We start from the raw sequence: 24,053 nt of genomic DNA, 5'->3' as shown, positions 1-24,053 counted from the left end.
TGCAAGCGGCGTTTACTGTTGGCTTGAGTTTGACGGAATACAATGATATGACGCCGCACGAATTGAACTTATTCATCAAGGCATACAATGATCGGATGGTTCGAGACCACAAAGAACGAATTACAATGGCTTACTTAACCGCTGCATGGGGCAGGACGAAGAAACTGCCGGATCTCAAGAAGATATTGAAAGAGGATAAGCCAAAGAAACAACAATCTGCAGAAGATATGCTAAGTATCGTTAAACAATTGAATGCCGCTTTTGGCGGTAAGGAAGTAAAAAAGTGAGGTCGGCTAATAGCCGGTCTTTTTTTGTGTGCAAGGGGGTGAATAGATGGCAGTAGTAAAAAACCTAATGGTCCGTGCTGGTGCTGATTTCTCAGCCATGCGAAAGGAAATGCAAAAGGCTAGTAAGGATCTTGCTGATTTCAAGTCAAGCGTATCGAGCGCAGTCAAAGGAATTGTGGGTGTGCTTGCAACAATCGGTATAGGCAATGCGATCAAAGAAGCAACAAACGATGCAATGCAATTCGAAGCGTCTATCGTTCAATTAAACCGGACGATGGGATCCAGTGCAGGAATGTTTAGAGAGTGGGCCAAAGAAAATGCATCAGCGTTCGGCATGAGCCAGTTAGAAATCGTCAAGTATGGCGCAGTCTACTCCAATCTCCTTAGCGCGTTTTCCTCGGGTACGGCAGAAACTACGCAAAAGACACAAGACCTTTTGAAAGCATCAGCCATTGTAGCGGCTGCAACCGGACGAACCATGGAAGACACGATGGAGCGTATCAGATCCGGTTTGCTGGGTAATACCGAGGCGATTGAGGATTTGGGTATTAACGTTAACGTTGCCATGATTGAATCAACCAGGGCATTCCAGCAGTTCGCTAACGGGAAGAGCTGGGATCAACTTAATTTCCAGACCCAACAACAAATTCGCTTGATGGCGATCTTGGAACAAGCCAACCAAAAATACGGTGATCAGATAGCGAACACGACAATTGCACGACAAAACCAATTGCTTGCTCAGCTCAAAAACGTGAGATTAGGACTAGGCCAAGCGTTCCTTCCTATCTACAACTACATTCTACCGGCGCTTATACGATTTGCTACGGCTCTAGCAACAGTGGCCAACTTTATAGCCCAATTCACTACAGCGTTATTTGGTGGGACTGTCAAATCTCAGCAAGCACAAGCACAAGCGACAAATGCACAGACTAGTGCAGTTAGTGGTTTGGGCGATGCTTACAAAAAGGCGGGAGACAAGGCTAAGAAGGCTGGGAAGAAGGCGAAGGACTCAGCCGGTAGTTTTGACCAACTGAACTTGGTAGGAGGTACTACAGGCGGTAGCGGATCCGATGATAAAGCTGATGATGATGCTGGTGGTGGAATTGGTGGTGGCGACATTGGCATGGATGGTGGAGTATTTGCTGGCATTGGCGATGGTATGGTTGAGGTTGGAGAAAAGGCAAGGGCCATGGCTGAGAAAGTTAAAAACGCCTTTAATACTATGAAGACCTTCATCGTAACCAACAAAGATATTATCATCGCTGCTCTTGCTGGATTAGCCACAGCTTTTGCGGGTTTTTGGTTAGCCAGTAAATGGGGAACCGTAGTCACCAATGTTAAAAGTGCTGGAGCTGCAATCATGTCGGCTTTGAGGCTCCTGGTTAATCCTGTTACATTGGTCATTCTTGCAATCGGCGCTCTTGTAGCTGCGTTTGTGTACTTCTACCGCACGAACGAGGGATTCAGAGACACGGTGCAATCGATCTTGCGAAACATTGGAGAAGTTGCAATGTGGTTGTGGGATAACGTCCTGAAGCCTTTTGGCGAGTGGTTAGGAACTGCTATGGTAAAATCTTGGGAAGTAATCGGCGATGCAGCTAAGTGGTTATGGGATAACGTTTTAAAACCGTTTGGAGCTTGGCTTGCTGATGTGCTCCCAAAAGCGTGGAAGGCCGTGGAAAACGCGGCTAAATGGTTGTGGAAGAATGTTCTTGTTCCTCTTGGGGAGTTTCTGATGTTTATGTGGAAAAACGTTACCGTGCCATTAGCTAAAGTATTAGCGGATGTGTTAGGAGTAGCGTTTAAGTTTGTTGCTGATGTGGCTAAGTCATTCTGGAAGAACGTCTTAGTGCCGTTGGGTACAGCGTTGAAAGAAATGTTTGGCCCAGCAGTTGAAGCGGTATCAGCAGTTCTTTCTTTCTTGTGGAAAGAAGTCTTAAAACCGTTAGCATCATTCATTGGTAGCACAGTGAAATCAACATTTACTGATTTGACGACTGTTGTTACATTTCTGTGGAAGAACGTATTAAAGCCGGTTGCTGAATATGTGGGTAGCACCTTCAAATCAGTATTTAACACGGCATTTAAAGCTATCGGCGAGATCATCAGCGGCCTTAAAAAGTCGTTCATTGGATTAATGGATTTCATCACAGGCGTATTCACAGGCGATTGGAAGAAGGCTTGGGGAGGCGTAAAAGATATCTTTAAAGGCGTATTCGATGCCTTGTACGGGATTGTAAAGGTTCCGCTTAATATGATCATTGATGCAATAAACAAAGTAATCGATGGACTGAATAAAATCCAATTGGATATGCCTGATTGGTTGGGTGGTGGAAGTTTTGGAGTAAACATCAAGAATATACCGAAACTTGCACATGGTGGTTTAGCATATGGACCGACACTCGCCATGGTAGGCGATAACAAAGGGGCCTCTGCCGATCCCGAGGTCATTGCACCGTTATCTAAATTGCAAGACATTATGGGCAGTGGTGGAGACAACCAACAGACAGTTTCTGTTTTGAATTCGATTCTTTCAGCCATAAAGTCAGGCCAAAATGTAAATGTACAGATCAGCCAAAAGGCAATTGGTCAAGCTGCTATTCAAGAAATTAAAAACGAAACGCGCCGAACTGGTGCAGTTCCATTCCCAGTATAGGAGGTGATGAATCTTGCAATTGAAAGTAAACAATGTTCCTCTTGTAGCTTCTCCAAGCGACTTCAGAGTTACCATTCTTGATCTGGATGATGCGGATTCATCCGTCCGTACTTCGGATGGACGATTAAACCGTGATAGGGTTCGTGTGATTCGTCAGATTGAAATCGGATGGAACGCCTTAACAAGTGTGCAAATCAAACAGATTCTTGATGCTATGGAGGATGTGTTCTTTGACTTTACCTTTCCCGATCCTAAAGCCGGGGGATACATCACAAGGAAAATGTACGTAGGCGACAGACCTTCTCCAGTAGCATTCGAAAGGAACGGCGTGTTGTGGTGGAAAGACCTTAAATTCACGCTGACGGAACAATAATGTATCCAGTATCACCGTTATTTGCTGCGTTATTACGCCAACCGGATCGGGAGTTTAAAGTAAAAGTAAATGTAGATGGAATTGAGTATGATAATTCGGTCATTGCTGATTTTGTAATAGATAATAGCGTTACTTCTCTAGATGGGTTTGAGGTGGGAACTGCAATCCCTTCCACCTTAACTATCACATTAAGGACGAACTATGAAATACCTCCTAATGCAAAAATGGTCCCATATCTAGCCCTTTCAACTACCGGCCTAACCTGGGAACAAACAGATATACCGTGGAATGAAATGAATGTTCCTTGGGACGGTACTGGAACATCTTGGTTACCACTTGGGGAGTTCTACGTTGATAAGCGTGAAAAGATCAATGGGGTTTGGACTTTCACTTGTTACGATAAGCTGGTATTTGCAGATGTCGCCTATATCTCCACGTTAAGTTATCCGACAACGATGAAAGCGGTATGGGACGAAATATGCAGCCGGTTAGGTTATGCCTATGACTCTAGCGTACAAATTGACCCTTTCTATATGATTCAGGTTGGACCAACTGGCTACACTATGCGTCAAGTACTCGGATACATCGCCGGAGCCAATGCAGCTAGCGTAATTGTGGGCAAAGATGGGATTGTTAAGTTTAAACGCTTCTCAATGGCAGAGGAACCAGTATTTGATATGGGGTCATCGGATTATATCCGTGCGGTACAAACCAATCCTGTCAAGACATTTTCAAGGGTCGTAGTCACTTATAACACAGAAGATCAGTTAACCTTTGAAGCAGGTTCAGGGGATGAAAATCACACACTCAACCTAGAAAACCCGTTGATGACGCAAACCATGGTGAACAAACTTCAAGCATCTTTGAACGGTTTCGCTTATTTACCGCTCTCCATGGATGCTAGAGGCTTCCCGCAACTTGAACACGGGGATATCATAGGGTTTGAGCAAGACGAGCATACAACGTGGTTAGAGACCGTCACATCATGGGAAGATACACACCTCCCATGGGATGGCATGATGAAATACAAGACTACTATCTTGAGGCAGTCGTTCAGTTTCAAGGGTGGTCTGAAAATGACCATTGAATCTCCTTCAGTATCCGAGCAGCAAAGTGAATTCGTGGTTGAGGGATCATTAACACAACAGGTTAACAAGATCGATAAGACAGCCATTAAGGAAGGTAAGAAGTACTATGGTGCTACGATCACAAGGACTGAAGGATTAATCATTGAACGCGAAGATCATTTATCCAAAGCGGTGTTTAACTCGGATGAATTGAGCTTCTATGCTGATGGTGATCGTGCTTTGTGGTTTGACTTGCCTAGCCGTAAATTCAAATTTGAAGGAACATTGGAAGCGACTGATGGGGTCTTCACCGGTACTCTTCAAGGGGTTGATGGTATATTCACTGGAGACCTTCAGGCAGTAGGTGGAACTTTCACAGGGACACTCCAAGGCGTGGACGGTACATTTAGTGGTACCGTAAAGGCTGGGCGTATTGAAGGTGGGGATATCATTGGATCATATATCGAAGGTGCCGAGATTCTTGGTAGTACGATCAGGACAGCGACCAACGGGGAAAGGATAGAACTGGATCCGCTCGGGTTTAGATTTTATGATGACTTCAATGCAAGAAGAGTTGAGCTTGGAACGAATCCATCAGCAGGTATTTCAGGGCATACGTATTATAATGATAGTGGTCAGGCTATAGGTCTTATTTATGCCAATCCAGAAGAAATGCATGTTATGTCAAACTACAACTTGAGATTAGGCACTAACTCTGGTGGTATAACATATATGCAAGGGATAATCGATTTTAGCCAAGCAACTGTTATTGGTTTGTAGATGGGAGCTGAATTAAGCGTGGATAATGAAACAAATACAGTTACGATATCTTCAAACTCCTTAACCAAAGATCAGTTAATTACCAAGAAGAATAAGCTTGAAACAGATTTAGCCCATCTTAATAAACGCAAGACCGAGGATCAATCGCAGTATGATTCTATGAAGGAAAAAGGCAGGATTGAAGGTGAGGCAGCTTTGTTGAATTCACTTGAAATAATTAACACCAAGATAAAAAGAAAAAATGAAGAGCTAGTCCAGACTAACGAATCACTTAAAGAATTCGAATAAAATCAAACAAGGTCTCGCAAATGCGGGGCCTTTTTATTATGCCAAGAAAGGGTGATCCATTTGGCAAAACTTCAAACTCTGATCATTGCCGAAATAGATCCATCAAAGCCGGTCATAGAAGCGTGTGCCGTGATTGATGTCCTGGTTCGACATAACCCGGTACATGAAGAAGAAATATTAATTGGCATCAAAGAGGCTATAGATAAGCGCATGGCTGTAATGAAAGGGGTTGAAATAGATGGCAAGCCGGTACGGGGGAATAACGGGAAGTAAAAGGATAAGTGAAGATTTTCAGAACATAAACACTGCATTTGAAAATGTGCAATCTGAAATGGATGCTAATAAATCTGTAGTTGATAATCATTTATCATCCACATCTGCCCACAAAGCAGAAAACATCACTTACACTGGAGAAGCTACAGGCACTAATGTGAAACAGGCTATTGACGGATTGGATACGCGCATAGATAGTATTGTCGCACAGTCCGGTGACGATAATACAGAAATTGTGGATGCGCGGGGCGGGTTCCCTGTTTTAGGTGAAAGGCTTAATGCATCTGATACACAGATAGCGCAAGTCGAAAATGATATTTCCGAAATTAATAACGGTCTTACAGATACCTTGAAGAAAGGTGATCTTTTTTCCTCACTTTATGGGATGGCTGTTGAAGAAAGCAATGTTCAACCAAACGGTAGCTTGGATAAATTTGTGAGTGCAATGAAAGCTGGAGTTGTGAACATTGTTTTTTGGGGGGACTCAATTACTGAAGGGCTAGATAATATTTCCCCATTAGATACTTACGTTAGTAAATTTATAACCACTTTGAAGAGGAGATTTCCTAAAGTTACAATTAATTACGCCAACTATTCTATTGCCGGGGCCACATCATCAAATGCCGCTGACCCTAATTATGTGGCTGGAACAAGCTTCACAAGGCCTTGGGGTGTTAATGGTAAGTCATGGAGAGATCATGTTAGGGACTATTCGCCTGATTTGGTTGTTATTGCTTTCGGTATGAATGATGCGGTTTCAAACAACGGCGATGCAACTATAAAAACAAATTATGATTCAATTGTCACTTACATGAATACATGGTCAAAAGTTCCAAACGTTGCTTTTGTAACTTCGATAATGAGCACGTTGGATACTTCGATATACAGCGTTACTCAAGCCAACATAACAGCGGTTAACCGATCCATTCGTGAATATGCTCGTAACGGAGGGTACGCTTTGGCAGATGCCAACCGTCTATCTAAGATACTTCGCGACGGGGTTGATGATGTCAGTCGGATTCATACATCAGAAACTAACTGGACTGGATACAATACAACAAGTTGGGATGGTGACAAAGCTTCATTTACATTAAGCGGTTCAACATTAACTCCAGCAGCCGGAGTCACGAATAAATTTGTTCGCAGAACGAGAAGTATATACAATGGATTTATCGAGTTTGATGTCGTTCCGGTTGATGTTGGGGCGCAAGGGTGGATTGTAATTGAATATAGAAAATCAGATACGGGTTATATTGCGTTGGTTATTCACCCAGGAAGCAGCGGATCCGGAATAGTCGCTTTTTATATTGATGCATTGTCCACCCCTGTGTCTTCAAAAACCAACCTCACGATTGTCCCTGGAACATCTTACAAGATCAGGATTGAGTTTTATGGAACGACACATACAGTCTTTATCAATGGGGTCAACACGCTCAGTTTTAACACTCATGAAAATATGCAAGACGGGTCTATCCGGATGGGTGGAATCAATAAACTGGCGACATTTTTAAATCTAAACATTGGGTTTTGTGATTCGCTGAAAACCCCTGGGCAATTTACTGATGAACAATTATTAGGTCCATATAATGATCCGGCTAGCGGTAATGGTGTTAACCATCCTAGTGCGCTTGGGACGTCACTTATATATGTACCTTCCATGATTGGAATTGTACAAGAAGCATCTAAGCATGTACAAAAGTCTGGGTTGCTCTTGCCAACGCGCTTGCTTAAAACAGAGTTTGCAGCTCCCGGGACAGGATATCCCACCACTACAACAGCTGGAGAAAAGTTGTATTTTAAAACAGTAAACTCTTATGACAAAAGCCTGGGCATTGCCCTTCGCAGGATAGATAATGGGGCATATTATTCTTTATCAACAAAGGCCATAAGTGATGCTACACTTGATCAGTTAGAGCCAGGTAACTTCGCATACTACAAAGTTAATGCTACTTTAGATTTTGTATGGATATCCGTCCCGTCTTCTGGACCGGTTCCGTCAGATATGGATTTATACAGAATCATGTGACATAATGGGTTTAGTATTAAAAAAGGAGTGAGTTCCAAAATGATCAAACTAATTGATCGTTTAGTGGCTTGGTATAATCGTAAATTTCCTGTAAGAGAAGAAACGGACGAAGAATATTTCGATAGACAATGGTAAAAGACGCAACTGCAATATAAGCAGATGAATGTGAGCAGGTCATATACATGGCCTGCTTTTTTATGTGTTTATTAATTGGGGTCTATGTAGAGAGAATGGGGGAAAGGGTATGGACGGTGTACAGTCCGAAATGCTCCAAAGAATCACCAGAGTAGAAACGAAGGTGGACAACATGGATGAAAAATTAGACAGAGCGATTAACGCTAATGAGACAGCGGTAGAAGCTTTAGCATCTGCAAAGTCGGCACATTATAGATTGGACAAAATTGAAGATGGCCAAAAATGGCTCTGGCGTACAATCGCTGGGGCTTTTGTTTTGGCGATAGCAGCATTTATCATTTCCGGTGGTCTTAAATAAAGTTGAGAGGATGATTATAAATGACAACTAAATGGTTTAAAGCGGCAAGTGTCCGGGCAATTAAAACAGCAGCACAAACAGCAATCGGTGTGATCGGTGCTACTACAGTATTTAATGAGGTTGATTGGTATGTGGTAGGTGGCACGGTTTTACTGTCGACTATCATCAGCTTTTTGACGAGCTTGGCAGGATTGCCTGAGGTGACGAGTCAGGAGGAAGACCGATAATGAAGAAAGTATGGATTGATGCTGGTCACGGCGGCAAGGATCCGGGAGCTGTCGGCAACGGTCTGCAAGAAAAGGATATTGCATTAACGGTTTCACTTGGTGTTAAGGAACGTATTGAGGCAGAATATAAAGGTGTTCAGGTGTTGTTGTCCAGGTCTACTGATGTATTCCTAGAGTTGTCGGAACGGGCCAATGCAGCTAATAAATCCAGTGCTGATCTCCTTGTATCCATCCATTGTAACGCTGGTGGTGGAGCTGGCGGTTTTGAATCGTTCCGATATACAAGCGCTTCAACCGCTACTCGTTCATTGCAAAACGTTCTTCACACTGAGATCATGGCGGCGCTGAAACCCTTTGGTGTGATCGACCGGGGTCAAAAGGCCAAGAATCTTCATATGTGCCGTGAAAGCCGTATGCCAGCCGTATTAACAGAGAACCTGTTTATAGACGTTGCATCTGATGCAGCCAAATTGAAGCGACATGAAGTCATTGAAGCTTTGATTGATGGACATGTAAAAGGAATTGCTAAGTATCTCGGACTGAAGAAGAAAGAAGGTGCTGTTGCGGTGGACAACAAGGTAAACGTAATTGTAAACGGCAAACAGATCAAAGATGGTAAGTTAGAGAACGGTGTAACCTATGTACCTCTACGGGCCATTGGAGAGGCGCTAGGAGCAAGCATTGGCTGGGATAAAGAAACCAAAACAGCAACATTGACAAAGTGATGTATAACCCTGCTGGCTTATGCTGGTGGGGTTATTTTTTATTACCTGTACCATCCGGTATATGCCCCTCGTATTTGCTTATATCTAACCCTAGATATTTACGCATCAATACAGATGCTTCAGCCGTGATAAACTCCCAACGTAGTTCCATCTCCGATCTATATCCCCTACACATAAACTTTGCTTGTATCCCGTTTTGCGTGTTGTTCTGCTCATATACCTTCAGTCCCTTTGTCCGGAAGTATCTCTTTATCTCCTTCATATCTCCCCAAGCTCGGTCTATAGCTAATTTTATTGTATCGACATATGGTCCAGGTGTTTTTAGATTCGATTCAATGTGTCGGCAATCGCGTTCATATGCAGCTATAACCAACAGCAACAATATATATCTTTTGACAAATTGACGATCTTCAGCCGAAATAGCTTCTTTAATACTCATTTTACCTACCTCCACATGCGAACATATGTACTATAGTATATCCATACATATGTAAAATCAAGCCTTGTTAAGAACGTAAGTTCGTAGTACTATAATCACAATTGTGATATATCCATGTTAGATTTGTCATTATCATATATTTTTTTACGCGTGAATCGGTTAAAGTTATAAGAAAGTGAAAGGGGGTGTGAATTTGAAGGCGAAAAAAGATAGTAAAGGAGGAGGATTATGTGACTATCGAGGTGGATTATTAGTAATAAATTACCATTGGATGATATTGGGATGAGCATATATAGTATATACTATACACTCTTACGGGGAGAGCCGACCGGCTCAGACATTTACTACTTCGTACAATTCTTCCATATGACACGACAGTACATACGCAATATTAAGGGCGGCATCCCAAGGTATTTTTTCTCTATTATTCACCCAGTTCGATACTTGTTGAGGAGAATATCCCGTCCGCCTACTCAATTCAGCCTGTGACATATTTGTACGTTTTAGTAAATACCGTAGTCGGCATCTCCCGCGGGCGAGTGCCAACTCAGTTGCTCCTCTCAGAAGTAGGTGATTATCTAAAGGTAAATTGTACCACGTACAAAAAAGTAAATAAAGATGACTCAGCGCAACCAGATTATAAGGAGGGTGTCTATGTCCACTACAGGATTAGACCGTTCAATTCAGCAGAAAATGATTAGTTTTTCCAGGGATCTGTCGGAGGACATGGTGTATGAGGAGATCAATGAAGACTTCTCAAATGCATTAGATGTTTTAAGATGTTTGTTGCCGGAAAAAAATCATAACATCGTTAATGAATTGCTGAGTATATCTTATCGGAAATCCAAATTCATTCATTCAACTTACCGTAGAGGACTAGAAGAAGGGGTCAAACTAAAACATAATGTATGCACACAAAAAGCGCCTATGTAGGGCGCTTTTCATTTGACCACATTTTGACCACATTGACCACATTTCGACCACGTAATCATTCTTTTGAATGCGATCAGATTAACGATATTACAATATAGATAGTGAAAAAACCTCATAAGACGGGCGTTTTCGCTCATTATTTTTATCGAATTAACGATATTACACTTCAATATCGACGGTGTAATTTATGGGCGGCATGATGTAAGTAAGGCCCCAAAAGCCTGTCATATCAATGAAAAAGAGACCTCTCGGGGTCTCTTTTCTTGTATAAAGCCACAATGTATAGATGTATATATGAGGGGATGAATTATCTTGGGATAATAGAACCAAGACAGCGACAATTACTGAGAAGTGATTTACAAATATATGCCAACTTGACTATCCTTAAAAAAGAATAACTGAAGGCATCGGTAAGAAAATCCCTGCTGGCCTATCATATATCCATCTGACAATCGAGGAGCAGGAAGCTGGGGAGGTAACTATTTGGAGGGGTACCCAAGTACATTTCATTTATAGATAGCAAAAAGAAACTACTAGCTATGCCCAAGTAGTTTCTTTTCTACGTCTAGTCGTATTAATCGACTCACATGTTTTATTTCCTCGAATGGTACCCAGACTGGCCCATAAACACTCCGCATCTCTAAGCGATCTGTACAAGCATCAGGTATGCCTTGTAATACTGCGCCATCAATAAGGTATATCGTCACATTTTGCTTCTTCTGTATGGCTATTTTCAGTTCTTTATCCCACATTTGACTGATCACGCACCCATGACTAAAGTAATAATGTCAGTATATCAAAGGGGGGTAAAACTTACTATAATTTATTTGAACACGTGTACATGTCATACATGCTATCCTTCAGTTTACCGACAACGTCCTCCATCTCGCGTTCCTCTATCCGGGTAAACAACGCTTAAGGGTATAATCTGACTTTGAATCCGTTATGACTCGGTTCCAAGCGAAAAAGGCGGATAAGATCGCTGCATTAAATATCAAAGCAATAAAGTCATCATTCCAAGCACAAAAAATATCGATCCCAAGCAAATGGAAATTAATCCACCGAATTTCACTAAATCAATGTAAGTATCGCTTGGTTCAGAATCTCCTTTGACTTTCCATCCCTCATTCATTCTCCATCCGAATGTCGGATACTTTCTGGCAAGAATGCCAATGCCTATTAAGACGATAGCAAAAAGAAAAAGTGTGCCCCATGGCATAGCGTTACCTCCCTGCACCAGAGTCGATAGCCCCATTAGAATCAATATACCACCAAAAAATCCACCTATTGATGCACCAACCTGGGTTTTTAATAAATCATGATCATCCTGTTCGTAGTCGTCCGGTAATTTTTTCCCCCATCGAACCCAATCGGAATCCGGATTTTTGAAGTTATATCGGCAAAGTATAATGATAACGACTCCCAAAAAAATCCAAAACATGTAAATCAGCCCCTTGATGATACATACGCAGTGACAAAATGGAGGTTTCAGTAAAGAGAAGTGAACATGGAGAATGGGGAGTAAATGTTATGAGAGATAAAGGGAACTACAGAGAAAAAAAGTCCTGCTCTAATTGAGCAGGACTTTACCTTCGTTTCCTCGGTTCTTCGCTTTAATTAATGGCGCTCCGGGGTACGGCGTCTTAGACCAACAAGACCGGCTAAGCCGATTAATCCAAGCCAACCCCAGTCTGTGTCATTATCATTGTTTGCTGCGTTGGTGTTATAGCTTCTTGCGTTTACGTTGTTTGTGTTCATGTCGTTTGCATTCATGTTATTGTTTTCGGCGGAAACAGGGACAACCAGCATTAAAGCAATGCTCAACGCAGCAAGAAAAGACATACAGATTTTCTTCAAAGTTGTTGACCTCCTTTCAGTATTAAAATGTATGGGCAGGTACCGACATTATGGTGCCCATAATAAACCTTAATAATCCTTTTTTAGGACTTAAGAATAGTGACCGCCTAATCCTTGTCCGATACCCGGGCAATTCGTAAACCGAAAGGTTTACTTTTGCCTTCCGAATAGTGAAAGTGTCCTGATTTCTTATGTTTATCCATATATGGAAAACAGCCCCATTGCATCAGAGAATTATGAAGTTTGTTGGATACCAATTCCAGAGGATCGAATGAATAATAATAGGGAATTGAAAATATTGACAAATATCATTTGCTAATGGGGGTAGGATTGTGTCTAGAAAATATTCACGATTATGGATTGCGTGTTTTGCCGGATTGCTGCTGATGTTTGGGTTAATGCCCGGATTTAGCCACGCGGCTGCCGATTCGGTGCAGTCAACTGTCGAATGGTCCAGGGATTACGGGAGTAACTCCGCAGGGAATGAAGTGATCCCGACTTCTGATGGCGGCTATATAGCCGTTGGAGGTATCTTCGAGGCTGGAAAGTATCAAAAGGCTTACATTTTAAAGCTTGATGCAGAGGGCCAGGTTGAATGGGAACAGAAGCCTATGTATCCTACTACGAATAGTATGGCATACCGGGTCATTGAGACGAAGGACGGCGGATATCTCGTAGCCGGTAACACGAATTCAGAAGACGTACCGATTGTTGGTCAGCTGTATATAATCAGACTGGATTCATCGGGCAATGTATTATGGGAGAAGGTACAGGATGATACAATTCATAGTACCCCGACTGCAATTGTCGAAACGGAGGACGGCGATTTTTTTATAGCCGGGAGTGGGTCCGTAGGCTGGGTTGCCTATGAAAAAGCCTATATTTTAAAGATTGATAAAAACGGCAACACGTTGTGGTATAACACATACAATTACGCGGACAGCGTGGCGTTCAACGATATGATTCCGGCCAATGACGGAGGGTATATGGCCGTTGGCAGCGTAGGCCGGGCGGAATATGAATCGGGAGACCTGGATGCGATGCTGATGGTCAAAATCGATGATCAAGGCAAAGAGGTCTGGTCGAAACAATTCAAAGAGCAGGATAGCAGATGGTCTGCATTTTCCATGACGGCTTCGGAAGATGGTGGTTATGTCATTGGCAGTGGAAAAAGGGTCAACCGTAATCATGTGAACGTACTGACCAAGACGGACCTGAACGGACAGGTACAATGGGAAAAAACATATCGAGACGGGACGAATTCCGAATACTTCAAACGTCTTGTCCGCACCAAAGACGGCTATGCCATGCTGGGACAACATATTTCTCAAAACAGTCTGGATTACAAAAATCAATATGATGTGCTGAGCGTCGATGGGAACGGCGAGTTGATCAGTAGGGAATTATTTAAGGGCCCTCCCATCAACAACGTCGGAAGTGCAGCGGTAACTCCTGATGGCGGATTTATTTTTCCGGGAACCGTTAAGCGGGGGGACGTGACTAAGTTCCAGCTGATGAAGCTGTCGCCTTTAGTGAACATACCGCCTGACGAACGTACGCTGACGGGCATCTCGTTTACGGAAAAGGATAAGCAATTGAAAGCAGGTACAAACGTCTCCACCGTGCTTCAAGCGGTTTATTCCGACGGCACAAAGAGCGATTTGTCCAGCACCGCTGATTATGTGTCGGCGGACAGCGCCATCGTGGAAATCGACGCCTTGGGCCGGATTACGGGGCATGAGCCGGGGAGCACCTATGTCGAAGCAACATATGAAGGTTTCGCGGCCAGATTGAACGTTACCGTGTTCCCGGAAGACACGGACGAATTCGATCCTGTCTCTGGCTATATCAAACTCGATTCTTACGAGTATTCGCTTGCGGAAGGCACGATGCTTGACTTGAGGGTCATATTGCGTAACTATATCAACCAAAACGAAATCGACATCACAAGGCAAACCACATTCACCAGTGATCATCCGGATATAGCCGAGGTGGATGAGGAAGGAAACCTGATCGGACATAAGCGGGGAATAACCAAGATCTATGCACAATATAAGGGAAGCATCATTTCGGCCAACGTGCTGGTGGTTCGTGCATCTGTGCCTAAAGAGGATTTGCAGCCAGACTCGGACGAGTCGGCAAAAGGTGCAATTGTAGAACTTTCACCCTTCATTTTACCGGATTAACTTCAAATCCATTTCTAAATGGACCGAGCCGCTGTCTCGCGGATCGGTTATCGTTTTGCGAGCGATGAGAGTCCCTTCTTCATTATAACCCTCAATATCAAAAGGTATGGAAGCTGGCGACGGCACAAACACGAACCAGATCATTCTTCCAGGTTCAGCTGAAGTCAGTTTAGCGTTAAAACTACCTTCGCCCCTGATCTTGACTTTTACTTTTTTTATCGAGGGGTCCAGGATATCCCCGAACACCATGGGAAAAGGGGTAGAGATATGGTCTAATTCAGGAAGGCCCATGTAATTTACGCCGTTACGGATTGTGAAGATTCGCCGATTCCATAACCGCCGCCCCAAACCCATTTCCAACCGATCCATGTTTTTCGTACATATTCTACCTGCAAATGATGGCTTCCCGCTTGGTAAGGCCGTTTCATAAATAACAGAGTACCTCCTCTCACGGGTTCTCGGTGAATGACATACATGGACGATGGGCCTCTAAACTGTTCAACCGCGTTATCCGGGGTCTTCCCGAGGGGGATATGAAGGATACTGTTAAGCTCCAGCGCTCGTGACATGCGTCGATCGGATAGTCCACCTGGGCGTTCCATCACATAGATTATGGCGTAGAAGAGAACGGCTGAAAGTAACATCAGTATGGCAGTCATCCCGATGATTCGTTTGCGTTGGACTTGCATAATTCTGTTCCACCACCAAAAAGTTTATATGATAATTCCATTAAAATCGAACGTCGACTCCAACAATATACCATAATTTAGGTTCCGCTTGCCTGTGTATGAGGAAAACAGACGATAAAAGATCAGTTTATGTTATGGTATGAAATGTCCGTGTACTTAACTCCAACAGGGAAACTCCCGTTTTATGTCGAAGTTTGAAATGGGGGTGCTTACATGCTTAAAAACATTGAAGGTAGAGCTCTTTAGCGATTCCCATCTGGACGATTTGCAGGATCAGGTAAATGAATTCCAGTATCATATTCATCCTGATGATGTGAAGGATAAGCCGCACCGATGTGTGACCACAGTGATCAATGGGGTACTCACCACTTTTTATGTCCCTCTAATGAAGCTTTAAGGTTTCATTAAGCTACATATCTTATGATGGAATCACCTCTTAACAATAGATTAGGAGCCCCTCTAATTCCGTGGTTAGAGGGGCTTCTCTTGTTTACATACCTTTTTTGGCCGCGCGTGGTTTGATTGTTGCTATTTTTTTGGGCTATGATAGACTAGTATTTTTTATAAGCCATATCAATGTTGTAAAGAGAGTAGGAGAGTAATGGAAGATTTCATCTTGTGGTTGAAGTACCTGCTGCTGGGGATTGTGCAAGGGGTGACGGAGCCGATTCCGGTATCCTCCAGCGGTCATTTGATTGTCGCCCAGAGACTTATGGGCATGGAGCAGAATGGGCTGTCGTTCGAAATGCTGACTAATGCGGCCTCATTGATTGCGATTGCGTTTATCTATCGCAAGGATTTGCAGAGATTGATCGTGAACGGCCTAAGTTATTTACGCACACGAAAACCGGAGTATAAGTCCGACTTCATGTTCATTCTGTATATTATTGTAGGTACTATTCCGGCCGTCATTATTGGTCTGTTGTTTAAAGATCAGATTGAAGAAATATTCGCTTCCGTACGTACGGTTGGCATTGCGCTGCTGTTTACGGGGGTCGCCCTTTGGCTGATTCGGAACCTTCGCGGCCGCAAGCTGGACAATGACCTGTCATTCAAGGACGCAATTATCGTAGGTTTGGCCCAGGCGGTTGCGCTGATCCCGGGTATCAGCCGATCCGGTTCGACCGTCATTACGTCAATCGCTGTGGGGATGAAGCAGGAGACGGCGCTTCGGTTTTCCTTTATGCTGTACATCCCGATAAGCCTCGGAGGCATGGTGCTGGGCGTGTCGGATATCGCATCGGATCCCGATTTTTCATCGCTGTTCATTCCCTATCTGATCGCATTTATCGCAACACTGATCTGTACCTATTTTGCGATGAAATGGTTCATGAATATCATGGCGCGCGGGAATCTGAAATATTTCGCTTATTATTGCTTTATTGTTGGCATATTGCTGCTTATCTTCTTATAAGAATGGAGGAAGCTTCTCGTAGGTTTGTTAAACTTGCGGGGAGCTTCTTTTCGTTACAGTGAAAAGCGGAAAAGAATGTTATAACAGAGGTATAAGAGGTAGTTAATAGGAGGGTGATTATGATGACAAAAAGTCCTTTTCAGTCCGTCATTACATCGGAGGAGGAGCTTCGCGACCTGTTCGGCGAGTCCAATCACGTGGTCAAACATAAAGCGATTGATCGATTGGATCATCATTGTAAAGACTTCATTTCCAAGAGTTCGTTGCTATTTATGGCTACTTCGGACGCATCCGGTTACTGCGATGTTTCGCCCAGGGGAGATGCGGCGGGCTTTGTGCATGTGATGGATGAATCCTGTTTGGTCATTCCGGAACGGCCGGGCAATCGACGGTTTGATTCGCTGCGGAATATCTTGTCCAACCCGAAAGTCGGCCTCGTGTTTGTCATACCGGGTTTGAAAGAGACCTTGCGTGTCAACGGCAGCGCCGTCTTGGTTAGGGACGAAGACATTTTGGATCAGCTCAGCGTACAGGGCAAACGGCCATGGCTTGGCATCGGGGTACGGGTCGAAGAATGCTACATCCACTGCGCAAAAGCTTTCATGCGTTCGCAAGCATGGAATCCCGATTCATGGATACCAAGCGAACAGCTGCCGAATCCGTCCAAGATCATAGCGGATCATGTGAATCAGGATAGCGTGACGGAGGAGTCCGTTACCCGAGGAATGCAGGACAGTTACACTAAACGTCTCTATTGATATTCATTTATAATAGGTTTAGCGATATAAGGAAACGATGATACATGACGGTCAGATTGAAGATAAGGGGACCAATAGCTTTGATAACGACCAGAGAACAAATTTTAGACCGATTACATAAAGGAATACAGACGCAGGAGCGATTGATTGGCGTTGCGGCAGGGGCAGGAATCTCGGCAAAATATGCGGTTAGGGGCGGTGCCGATCTGATACTGGCCCTGAATTCGGGCCGATTTCGGCAGATGGGGCTCGGCTCCTTGGCGGGTTTCATGCCCTATGCGAACTGCAATGAAATGGTGATGGAATTCGGCTCGCGGGAGATTCTGTCGGTGGTCCGTGACATACCGGTAATCTTCGGCATATGCGGGACAGATCCAACCATTCAGCTTCCCGATTACTTGGCAATCATCCGCGGCAGCGGTTTTGCCGGCATTATCAACTATCCGACCGTGGGACTGATTGATGGACAGTTCCGTGAAGCCTTGGAGGAAGAGGGCATCACCTATCTGCAGGAGGTGGAGGCCGTCCGGGCCGCTCATGAGCAAGATATGTTTACGATGGCTTTTGTTTTTACTCCGGAGCAGACGAAGTGGATGCTGGATGCGGGAGCCGATATCATCTGCGCCCATTTGGGCGTCACGGCAGGTGGGTTGATGGGAACCACGAAAGCATGGTCGCTGGAGAAGGGGGCGGAAATCGCAAGAGACATATTTGAAGTATGTGACGACTCGGGCAGGCGGCCGATCAAGCTGGTGTATGGCGGTCCGGTCCATACGCCGATCGATGTTCAGTATATGTATGACAACACGTCAGCCATGGGCTACGTGGGTGGCTCGAGCTTTGAACGAACGCCGACGGAAGAAGCCATTGTGGATGCAACGTTTCGTTTTAAGGCAACGGGCCATCTGGAGCAGGATCGGCAGCTGATGGAGAAGCTGACGCGGCTCGAAGAGCCGATGGATTATGTTGCTTTTGTAAGGGAGTATGTTGCCGAGAATTACGCGGGCCCGATTTCAATGACCGAGCTGGCAGAGCGAATTCATGTTTCACGAACGCATCTGAGCGCACTTTTTAACAGGGAAGTGGGATGCAGCTTTCCGGAATATATAGCCAAATACAGGATTCACAAAGCGCAGGAAATCATGAAGCGCAGCAAGCTGTCTCTGGGCAGAATAGCGGAGCTGGTAGGCTACCCTGACTATGTTCATTTCAGCAAAACCTTCAAAAAATACGCGGGAACTTCCCCCCAATCCTATCGTCAGCATATGAAAGACAAATATACATAAAGATCGTACATCGATACGATCCTTTTTATTTGAAAGCGCTGTATTATGGTCTTGTAGGGATCCTATGCCGGACCTGTCAGGACGGGTGCAAGCGATCCTGAGATGAGATTTGGAGGAGGTCTGCACGGTGAAGACGGTAGCTATTGCGGGGACATTTGATTCGAAGGGTGCCGAGTTTTCATACGTTAAATCCGTTATCGAGGGCTTGGGATTAAAGACGTTTACGATTCATAGCGGTGTGTTCGAGCCGATGTTCACGCCGGATGTATCCAACATCGAGGTTGCAGCGGCAGCTGGTGTGGATATACGCGAGATCGCGGCTCGGAAGGACCGTTCCGCAGGGACTGAGGTATTGGCTCAAGGAATGGAAAAAATCGTACCAAAGCTGTATGCAGAGGGCAAATTCGACGCCATGCTGTCATTCGGAGGTACTGGAGGTACTTCGATCGTCACAGCCGGCATGAGGGCATTGCCGATCGGCGTTCCGAAACTGATGGTGTCCACGGTCGCATCCGGCAATACGGCTCCTTATGTGGGGACAAGTGATATCATCATGTTCCCGTCCATCGTGGATGTATCCGGACTGAACTCGTTTTCAACCAAAATATTTACGAACGCGGCGCATGCGATTGCCGGTATGGTTCAGTTCGAATCGGCGCCCCCGATGGATAAGAAGCCGCTGGTTGCAGCAACGATGTTTGGGGTCACGACCCCTTGCATCGATTATGCCAGGGCGCATCTGGAGTCGCACGGGTACGAAGTGCTTGTATTTCACGCAACAGGTACGGGCGGGCAAACGATGGAAAGCCTCATTGAGGCCGGATATATAGACGGTGTGCTGGATTTGACGACAACGGAATGGTGCGATGAGCTGGTGGGCGGCGTTTTGGCAGCTGGTCCGCATCGGCTGGAAGCAGCCGGTCGCTGCAAGGTGCCGCAGGTCGTATCTACGGGAGCGCTGGATATGGTCAACTTTGGCCCTTATGATACCGTGCCGGAGGCTTTTCGGGAACGGAATCTGTACAAGCATAACCCCTCGGTTACGCTGATGAGGACCACGGTGGAGGAGAACCGGCAGCTTGGCGAGAAGATGGCAGAGAAGCTGAATGGTTCGCAAGGTCCTACGGTGCTTATGCTCCCATTGAAGGGCGTATCGATGCTCGATGTAGAAGGTGAAGCATTCCATGGACCGGAAGAGGATGAGAAGCTGTTTGATACGTTAAGACAACGCATAGACCGTAAAACCGTTGAGTTGATCGAAATGAATACGGACATTAATGATCAAGCCTTTGCCGTGGCTGCGGCCGATAAGCTGATGGAACTGATGAAACAGCAGTGAGTTTGGCACAGGCAACACAATTAAGCATCACACTGAAGGAGGAAAAGATCATGGCAATGACAACAAGAGCGGAAGTGTTGGCGAAATTAAAATCGGAGGTAGCAGCCGGTAAAGTACTATTGGGCGCGGGAGCAGGAACGGGCATATCGGCCAAGAGCGCCGAAGCCGGTGGCGTAGATCTGATCATTATATACAATTCGGGCCGTTACCGGATGGCTGGGCGCGGCTCGCTCGCCGGATTGATGGCGTACGGAGATGCGAACCAGATTGTGGTGGATATGGGGAATGAGGTACTGCCGGTCGTGAAGCATACGCCGGTGTTGGCAGGTGTTTGCGGCACGGATCCGTTCCGGATCATGGATATTTTTCTGAAGCAGCTGAAGGAGCAAGGCTTTGCGGGTGTGCAGAACTTTCCGACGGTGGGCTTGATTGACGGCGTATTCCGGGCGAATCTGGAAGAGACGGGGATGGGTTATGATCTTGAGGTCGAGATGATCCGGAAGGCGCATGAGTTGGATTTGGTGACAACGCCGTATGTGTTTGACGTCGATCAGGCGAAGAAGATGGCCGAAGCCGGAGCCGATGTCCTGGTTGCTCATATGGGTCTTACCACGAAAGGCACCATAGGTGCGAAAACCGCATTGACACTTGATGATTGCGTTGAAAAGATTCAGGCAATCTGTGATGCCGGTAAAGCCGTCAACCCGGACATTATGATACTGTGCCATGGCGGTCCCATTGCCGAACCTGAGGATGCGGCATATGTATTGTCCAGAACCAAGGGCGTGGAAGGATTCTTCGGAGCATCCAGCATCGAACGATTTGCCACGGAGGTTGGCATTAAGCAGCAAACAGAGGCATTTAAGAATATCTCGAAATAAATCGATAAGATAAAGAGTGATCGGAATCATCTGGAATGATAAAGACTCCCTTAAAAAGGGAGTCTTTTTGGTGTACAGTGGCTAGATCATCGGGCTGATCGGTCTAACTCGCATATGGATCAGAAAACAACGCGTTAACAACCTCTCTAGCATCCGGCGACTTACCCGCGGTTTCACTTAATCATCATCCTTGTGCTTGCTCTTGGATGCAGCTACAGCAAAGGCGATAATGATAAGCGGAATGAAGATAAACCAAGGGAGCGTAATCGTCGTCCCCAATAGTACGGCAAGCAGTAACAATCCAACCATGCCAATAATAATGTACAGGCAGCCTCTGCCAAACGTCTCCATTATCCATCAGCTCCTTTTGACAAGGATAACGTAATGGACAAGGTCCAAGTTTCGCGAATCATGATAAAAAGGCAGAAGCCTTGCCCTTGCCATCACGCCCTTACGGTCACGCTGACAATGAATGAAGGTTTCCACCCAACCTCAGTGTAAAGTATGAAAAGCATACCAGATCAAGTCTCTTTTTATCGTTGTTCATCTTTAGCGTTCATCTTATAATTCTTCAGTGCGCTGAGATTAGCCCTGGAATTTCCAAGGGGCGGTTTTTTGTCGCCAGGCTGCTCAGGAAGACGGTGCAGTACTTCCCGGAGCAGGGCATTATTTTCCCACACGATTTCATGGATTTCACCTACCGTATAGAACAGCGCGCCTGAGATAGCACCGCTAATCAGCCAACTGATACCGGTTAACCAATTGCCTTCCATTATGATGTGAACAATGACTCCTCCGATAAAACCGCCGATGAGCCATATAACGCCAAGTATCTTGAACAGTTTAGACATGCCGATACCTCCGTAGGGATGATAGATTAATCGTACCAAAAAAAAGGATGACATAGGTATTGCGTACACGCTGACATCAGCCTTCTGCTGCCGGGTTGCCTCCCTTTGAATAGGGAAAGCATTCATGATAGTATCAGGAAGGAACCAGTGGATGAAGGGGGCTTGATGGATTGTGGCTAATATTAAAGAGATTGCCAAGCTTGCAGGCGTGTCGGTATCGACGGTATCCCGGGTACTGAATAACCACCCTTATGTCAGAGAAGATAAGCGGACACGCGTGTTGGAGACCATGAAACAGCTGAAATACGCCCGCAATATGAATGCAGTTCATCTGATTACAGGTAAAACGATGAATATTGCCATCATGCTGCCGTTTATTAATCATGCCTACTTCTCCTTGCTGATGGAGGGAGCCGGCCAAGAAGCGCTTGCCGCTAGCTATCGCCTGATCCTGTGCCAAACCGGTTATGTGCCGGATAAGGAAGTGGAAGTGCTGGAGATGCTGCGTAATCGGGAGATTGACGGCATCATTATTTTATCGTCGGCCGTGACTCCGAAACAGATCGAAGCCTATTGCGCTTATGGACCGATTGTATGCTGTCAGGATGCGGGCGAACGATTATTTTCTTCTATATATATAAACCATGCGGAGGCATTTCGCAGTGCCATGCAATATTTGATAGAGCGGGGACATCGACGCATCGGCTTCACGGTGGGAAGACTGGACAGTCCGAGCACGAGAGCACGCCAAGTGGCATATGAAGAAGTGCTTAAGGAGATTGGAGAGCCTTACCGCCAGGAATGGATTTTAGATGGTTGTATCGATCTGGAAGACGGTGCGGCGATTATGGATCGGCTGTCTGCTATGGAGGAACGCCCAAGCAGTTTATTGGTAACGGGTGACCATGTGGCCGCCGGTTTGATCTATGAAGCCGAGAAGAGAGGACTCTCCATTCCGCAAGAGCTCGCGGTCATCGGTTTCGACAACCAGCCGATCGGCAAAATGCTGGGTCTCACCACGATTGATAACCGACTGTTTGATATGGGTTCCGAGGCCTTCAAGATGTTGTATGCGCATATTCAAGGGGAGCAGAAAGAGCCGATTCGCAAGGAGCTTGCCTTCAAGCTGATCGAACGCTCATCGGTATAATGGCTGCATAGCCAAGTTCTAACAAACGGATTACAAAGTTCGACAATTATGATATTCTTATTTAAACAAGTTCCATGTTTCACAACGTTAACGTCTGTAGCTGTCTGCAGGCGTTCTATTCTGTATTATAGAAAGGAGCATAACCAAAGTGGATGCCCTTGAACAGTTTAAAAAAGCTTCCCGAATCAAAGTGATTCCCGTTATGCTGATTCCGGTTGCTTTGGGAGCACTCGGGGCTTATGTATGGACAGGTGAATTTCATATAGGCCTTTTTTTATTGACCTTGATCGGGAGCGGCGCTGCCCATCTGTTCTCCAATATGGTGAACGATTTGTGGGATTATAAGAATGGAACGGATACGGAAGCACAGGAGCATGTGGATGCGATCTCCACGAACTCCGGTTTTCTGACGAAGGGCGTCTGGTCGCTCCGTAAATTCGAGATCGTTACCTGGACGCTGTTCGGGATTGCTGCGCTGAGCGGAATTATCCTTAGTTTGATCAGTGGCTGGTGGGCTTTCGTCTTCGGCGGACTTGGCGGGTTGATCGCTTATTTCTATGTCGCACCGCCGATTCAATTCGGATATCGCGGCAAAGGTTTCAGCGAGATTGCGATTTTGCTATCCTTTGGTATTTTGCCGGTGATGGGCGCATACTACGTTCAAACCTCACATATGGATGTCCGGGCGCTGCTGCTGTCACTGCCTATCGGGCTTCTGACAACGCTGATTTTGTTCAATCATCACTTTTTGCATTGGCAGGCAGACCGTCAGGCCGGGAAGAAGACCTTGGTTGTGGTATGGGGTGAAAAAAGAGCGCTGAGCTTCTCGCGGGTCCTGCTGCTGTTGGCCTGCTTATCCTTGATAGCCTGCGTGTTGGCCGGGGCGCTCCCGCCTTACGCATTGATTGCACTGCTTACGATTATTCCGTTGTATCTTGTCTATGGAAGACTGAAGGACAGCAATCGTTCCGAAGCGTATTTACCGCTGATGGGTGCGTCAACGATGACCACTATGCGCTGCGGCGGCGTGCTGATCCTATCATTGATTATCCAGGGAATCATTCAGACTTTGTAA

At 45.4% G+C, this 24,053-nt stretch carries 27 protein-coding genes; 19 read left to right on the top strand and 8 right to left on the bottom strand.

All coding sequences use genetic code 11. The annotated features are described in order from the left end of the window. Window positions 1-23 precede the first annotated feature (23 nt). The 10 genes from OHJ21_RS19215 (at window position 24) to OHJ21_RS19170 (ending at window position 9,195) form a co-directional block, all read left to right on the top strand. Window positions 24-287 (top strand): hypothetical protein, encoded by a 264-nt coding sequence (locus OHJ21_RS19215; RefSeq protein WP_486020893.1) that lies wholly within the window; start codon window positions 24-26, stop codon window positions 285-287. 46 nt (window positions 288-333) lie between these two features. Further along, a complete protein-coding gene (locus OHJ21_RS19210; protein ID WP_486020892.1) occupies window positions 334-2,943 on the top strand; it encodes a phage tail protein in 2,610 nt (869 codons plus the stop codon). A gap of 13 nt (window positions 2,944-2,956) precedes the next feature. Next, window positions 2,957-3,316, top strand: a complete 360-nt coding sequence (locus OHJ21_RS19205; RefSeq protein ID WP_486020891.1) for a DUF6711 family protein — start codon at window positions 2,957-2,959, stop codon at window positions 3,314-3,316. Further along, complete coding sequence (locus OHJ21_RS19200) at window positions 3,316-5,163, top strand: bactofilin family protein (protein WP_486020890.1); 1,848 nt, start codon at window positions 3,316-3,318, stop codon at window positions 5,161-5,163. Before OHJ21_RS19205 ends, OHJ21_RS19200 begins: the two co-directional genes overlap by 1 nt. After that, on the top strand, window positions 5,164-5,451 hold the full coding sequence (locus tag OHJ21_RS19195; RefSeq protein ID WP_486020889.1) for a hypothetical protein: 288 nt from the start codon (window positions 5,164-5,166) through the stop codon (window positions 5,449-5,451). A 60-nt stretch (window positions 5,452-5,511) separates the two neighbouring features. Continuing rightward, window positions 5,512-5,724, top strand: coding sequence for a hypothetical protein (locus tag OHJ21_RS19190; RefSeq protein WP_486020888.1), 213 nt, complete (start codon window positions 5,512-5,514; stop codon window positions 5,722-5,724). After that, the gene (locus OHJ21_RS19185) at window positions 5,690-7,750 is read left to right on the top strand and encodes an SGNH/GDSL hydrolase family protein (RefSeq protein ID WP_486020887.1); all 2,061 of its coding nucleotides are present in this window, start codon (window positions 5,690-5,692) and stop codon (window positions 7,748-7,750) included. Before OHJ21_RS19190 ends, OHJ21_RS19185 begins: the two co-directional genes overlap by 35 nt. A 244-nt stretch (window positions 7,751-7,994) precedes the next feature. Continuing rightward, window positions 7,995-8,243, top strand: coding sequence for a hemolysin XhlA family protein (locus OHJ21_RS19180; protein ID WP_486020886.1), 249 nt, complete (start codon window positions 7,995-7,997; stop codon window positions 8,241-8,243). 20 nt (window positions 8,244-8,263) lie between these two features. Next, window positions 8,264-8,470 (top strand): holin, encoded by a 207-nt coding sequence (locus tag OHJ21_RS19175; RefSeq protein WP_486020885.1) that lies wholly within the window; start codon window positions 8,264-8,266, stop codon window positions 8,468-8,470. Then, entirely contained in the window at window positions 8,470-9,195 is a 726-nt protein-coding gene (locus tag OHJ21_RS19170) for an N-acetylmuramoyl-L-alanine amidase (protein ID WP_486020884.1), read from the top strand. The genes OHJ21_RS19175 and OHJ21_RS19170 overlap by 1 nt, the downstream gene beginning before the upstream one ends. A 31-nt stretch (window positions 9,196-9,226) precedes the next feature. Here OHJ21_RS19170 and OHJ21_RS19165 read toward each other — a convergent pair whose 3' ends face one another. Then, window positions 9,227-9,634, bottom strand: coding sequence for a YhjD family protein (locus OHJ21_RS19165; RefSeq protein ID WP_486020883.1), 408 nt, complete (start codon window positions 9,632-9,634; stop codon window positions 9,227-9,229). Window positions 9,635-9,967: 333 nt separating this feature from the next. After that, window positions 9,968-10,180, bottom strand: a complete 213-nt coding sequence (locus OHJ21_RS19160; RefSeq protein WP_486020882.1) for a helix-turn-helix domain-containing protein — start codon at window positions 10,178-10,180, stop codon at window positions 9,968-9,970. Window positions 10,181-10,288: 108 nt separating this feature from the next. Here OHJ21_RS19160 and OHJ21_RS19155 point away from each other — a divergent pair, with 108 nt between their 5' ends. Next, a complete protein-coding gene (locus tag OHJ21_RS19155) occupies window positions 10,289-10,567 on the top strand; it encodes a hypothetical protein (RefSeq protein WP_486020881.1) in 279 nt (92 codons plus the stop codon). Between the two features lie 994 nt (window positions 10,568-11,561). Here the strand turns inward: OHJ21_RS19155 and OHJ21_RS19150 are convergent. Together OHJ21_RS19150 and OHJ21_RS19145 are read right to left on the bottom strand one after the other, a co-directional pair. Then, window positions 11,562-12,008 (bottom strand): DUF6199 family natural product biosynthesis protein, encoded by a 447-nt coding sequence (locus tag OHJ21_RS19150; RefSeq protein ID WP_394054142.1) that lies wholly within the window; start codon window positions 12,006-12,008, stop codon window positions 11,562-11,564. Window positions 12,009-12,184: 176 nt separating this feature from the next. Further along, window positions 12,185-12,424, bottom strand: coding sequence for a WGxxGxxG family protein (locus OHJ21_RS19145; protein ID WP_326096084.1), 240 nt, complete (start codon window positions 12,422-12,424; stop codon window positions 12,185-12,187). A gap of 332 nt (window positions 12,425-12,756) precedes the next feature. Between OHJ21_RS19145 and OHJ21_RS19140 the strand changes: the two genes are divergently transcribed. Beyond that, entirely contained in the window at window positions 12,757-14,610 is a 1,854-nt protein-coding gene (locus OHJ21_RS19140) for a hypothetical protein (protein WP_394054143.1), read from the top strand. On the opposite strand, the gene OHJ21_RS19135 is transcribed toward OHJ21_RS19140, so the two are convergent. Both OHJ21_RS19135 and OHJ21_RS19130 read right to left on the bottom strand, forming a co-directional pair. Next, on the bottom strand, window positions 14,599-14,901 hold the full coding sequence (locus OHJ21_RS19135; RefSeq protein ID WP_486020880.1) for a hypothetical protein: 303 nt from the start codon (window positions 14,899-14,901) through the stop codon (window positions 14,599-14,601). The two genes, OHJ21_RS19140 and OHJ21_RS19135, sit on opposite strands and share 12 nt — an antisense overlap. A gap of 5 nt (window positions 14,902-14,906) precedes the next feature. Further along, entirely contained in the window at window positions 14,907-15,299 is a 393-nt protein-coding gene (locus OHJ21_RS19130; protein WP_486020879.1) for a hypothetical protein, read from the bottom strand. Window positions 15,300-15,900: 601 nt separating this feature from the next. On the opposite strand from OHJ21_RS19130, the gene OHJ21_RS19125 reads away from it, so the two are divergent. The 5 genes from OHJ21_RS19125 to OHJ21_RS19105 all read left to right on the top strand — a co-directional run bounded on the left by OHJ21_RS19125 (window position 15,901) and on the right by OHJ21_RS19105 (window position 20,977). Next, entirely contained in the window at window positions 15,901-16,713 is an 813-nt protein-coding gene (locus tag OHJ21_RS19125) for an undecaprenyl-diphosphate phosphatase (protein ID WP_394054145.1), read from the top strand. A gap of 122 nt (window positions 16,714-16,835) precedes the next feature. After that, window positions 16,836-17,471, top strand: coding sequence for a pyridoxamine 5'-phosphate oxidase family protein (locus tag OHJ21_RS19120; RefSeq protein WP_326114219.1), 636 nt, complete (start codon window positions 16,836-16,838; stop codon window positions 17,469-17,471). 44 nt (window positions 17,472-17,515) lie between these two features. Next, window positions 17,516-18,757, top strand: coding sequence for a phosphoenolpyruvate hydrolase family protein (locus OHJ21_RS19115; protein WP_394054146.1), 1,242 nt, complete (start codon window positions 17,516-17,518; stop codon window positions 18,755-18,757). 127 nt (window positions 18,758-18,884) lie between these two features. Further along, window positions 18,885-20,096, top strand: coding sequence for a Tm-1-like ATP-binding domain-containing protein (locus OHJ21_RS19110; RefSeq protein WP_100539100.1), 1,212 nt, complete (start codon window positions 18,885-18,887; stop codon window positions 20,094-20,096). Between the two features lie 50 nt (window positions 20,097-20,146). Then, on the top strand, window positions 20,147-20,977 hold the full coding sequence (locus OHJ21_RS19105) for a phosphoenolpyruvate hydrolase family protein (protein WP_100539099.1): 831 nt from the start codon (window positions 20,147-20,149) through the stop codon (window positions 20,975-20,977). A 177-nt stretch (window positions 20,978-21,154) separates the two neighbouring features. Here OHJ21_RS19105 and OHJ21_RS19100 read toward each other — a convergent pair whose 3' ends face one another. Continuing rightward, window positions 21,155-21,328: a hypothetical protein gene (locus OHJ21_RS19100; protein WP_165789689.1), complete on the bottom strand. Its 174-nt coding sequence runs from the start codon at window positions 21,326-21,328 to the stop codon at window positions 21,155-21,157. A 182-nt stretch (window positions 21,329-21,510) separates the two neighbouring features. After that, window positions 21,511-21,828 (bottom strand): hypothetical protein, encoded by a 318-nt coding sequence (locus tag OHJ21_RS19095; protein WP_326114222.1) that lies wholly within the window; start codon window positions 21,826-21,828, stop codon window positions 21,511-21,513. A 172-nt stretch (window positions 21,829-22,000) separates the two neighbouring features. On the opposite strand from OHJ21_RS19095, the gene OHJ21_RS19090 reads away from it, so the two are divergent. After that, window positions 22,001-22,978 (top strand): LacI family DNA-binding transcriptional regulator, encoded by a 978-nt coding sequence (locus tag OHJ21_RS19090; RefSeq protein ID WP_486020878.1) that lies wholly within the window; start codon window positions 22,001-22,003, stop codon window positions 22,976-22,978. A 148-nt stretch (window positions 22,979-23,126) separates the two neighbouring features. Continuing rightward, window positions 23,127-24,053, top strand: a complete 927-nt coding sequence (locus tag OHJ21_RS19085) for a prenyltransferase (protein WP_100539096.1) — start codon at window positions 23,127-23,129, stop codon at window positions 24,051-24,053.

The sequence above is a fragment of the Virgibacillus sp. LDC1 genome, from assembly GCF_025792345.1.
Taxonomy (GTDB): domain Bacteria; phylum Bacillota; class Bacilli; order Paenibacillales; family Paenibacillaceae; genus Paenibacillus_AQ; species Paenibacillus_AQ lautus.
The sequence above is the reverse complement of the archived record's forward strand: the minus strand, read 5'-3'. Positions and strand labels throughout refer to the sequence as shown.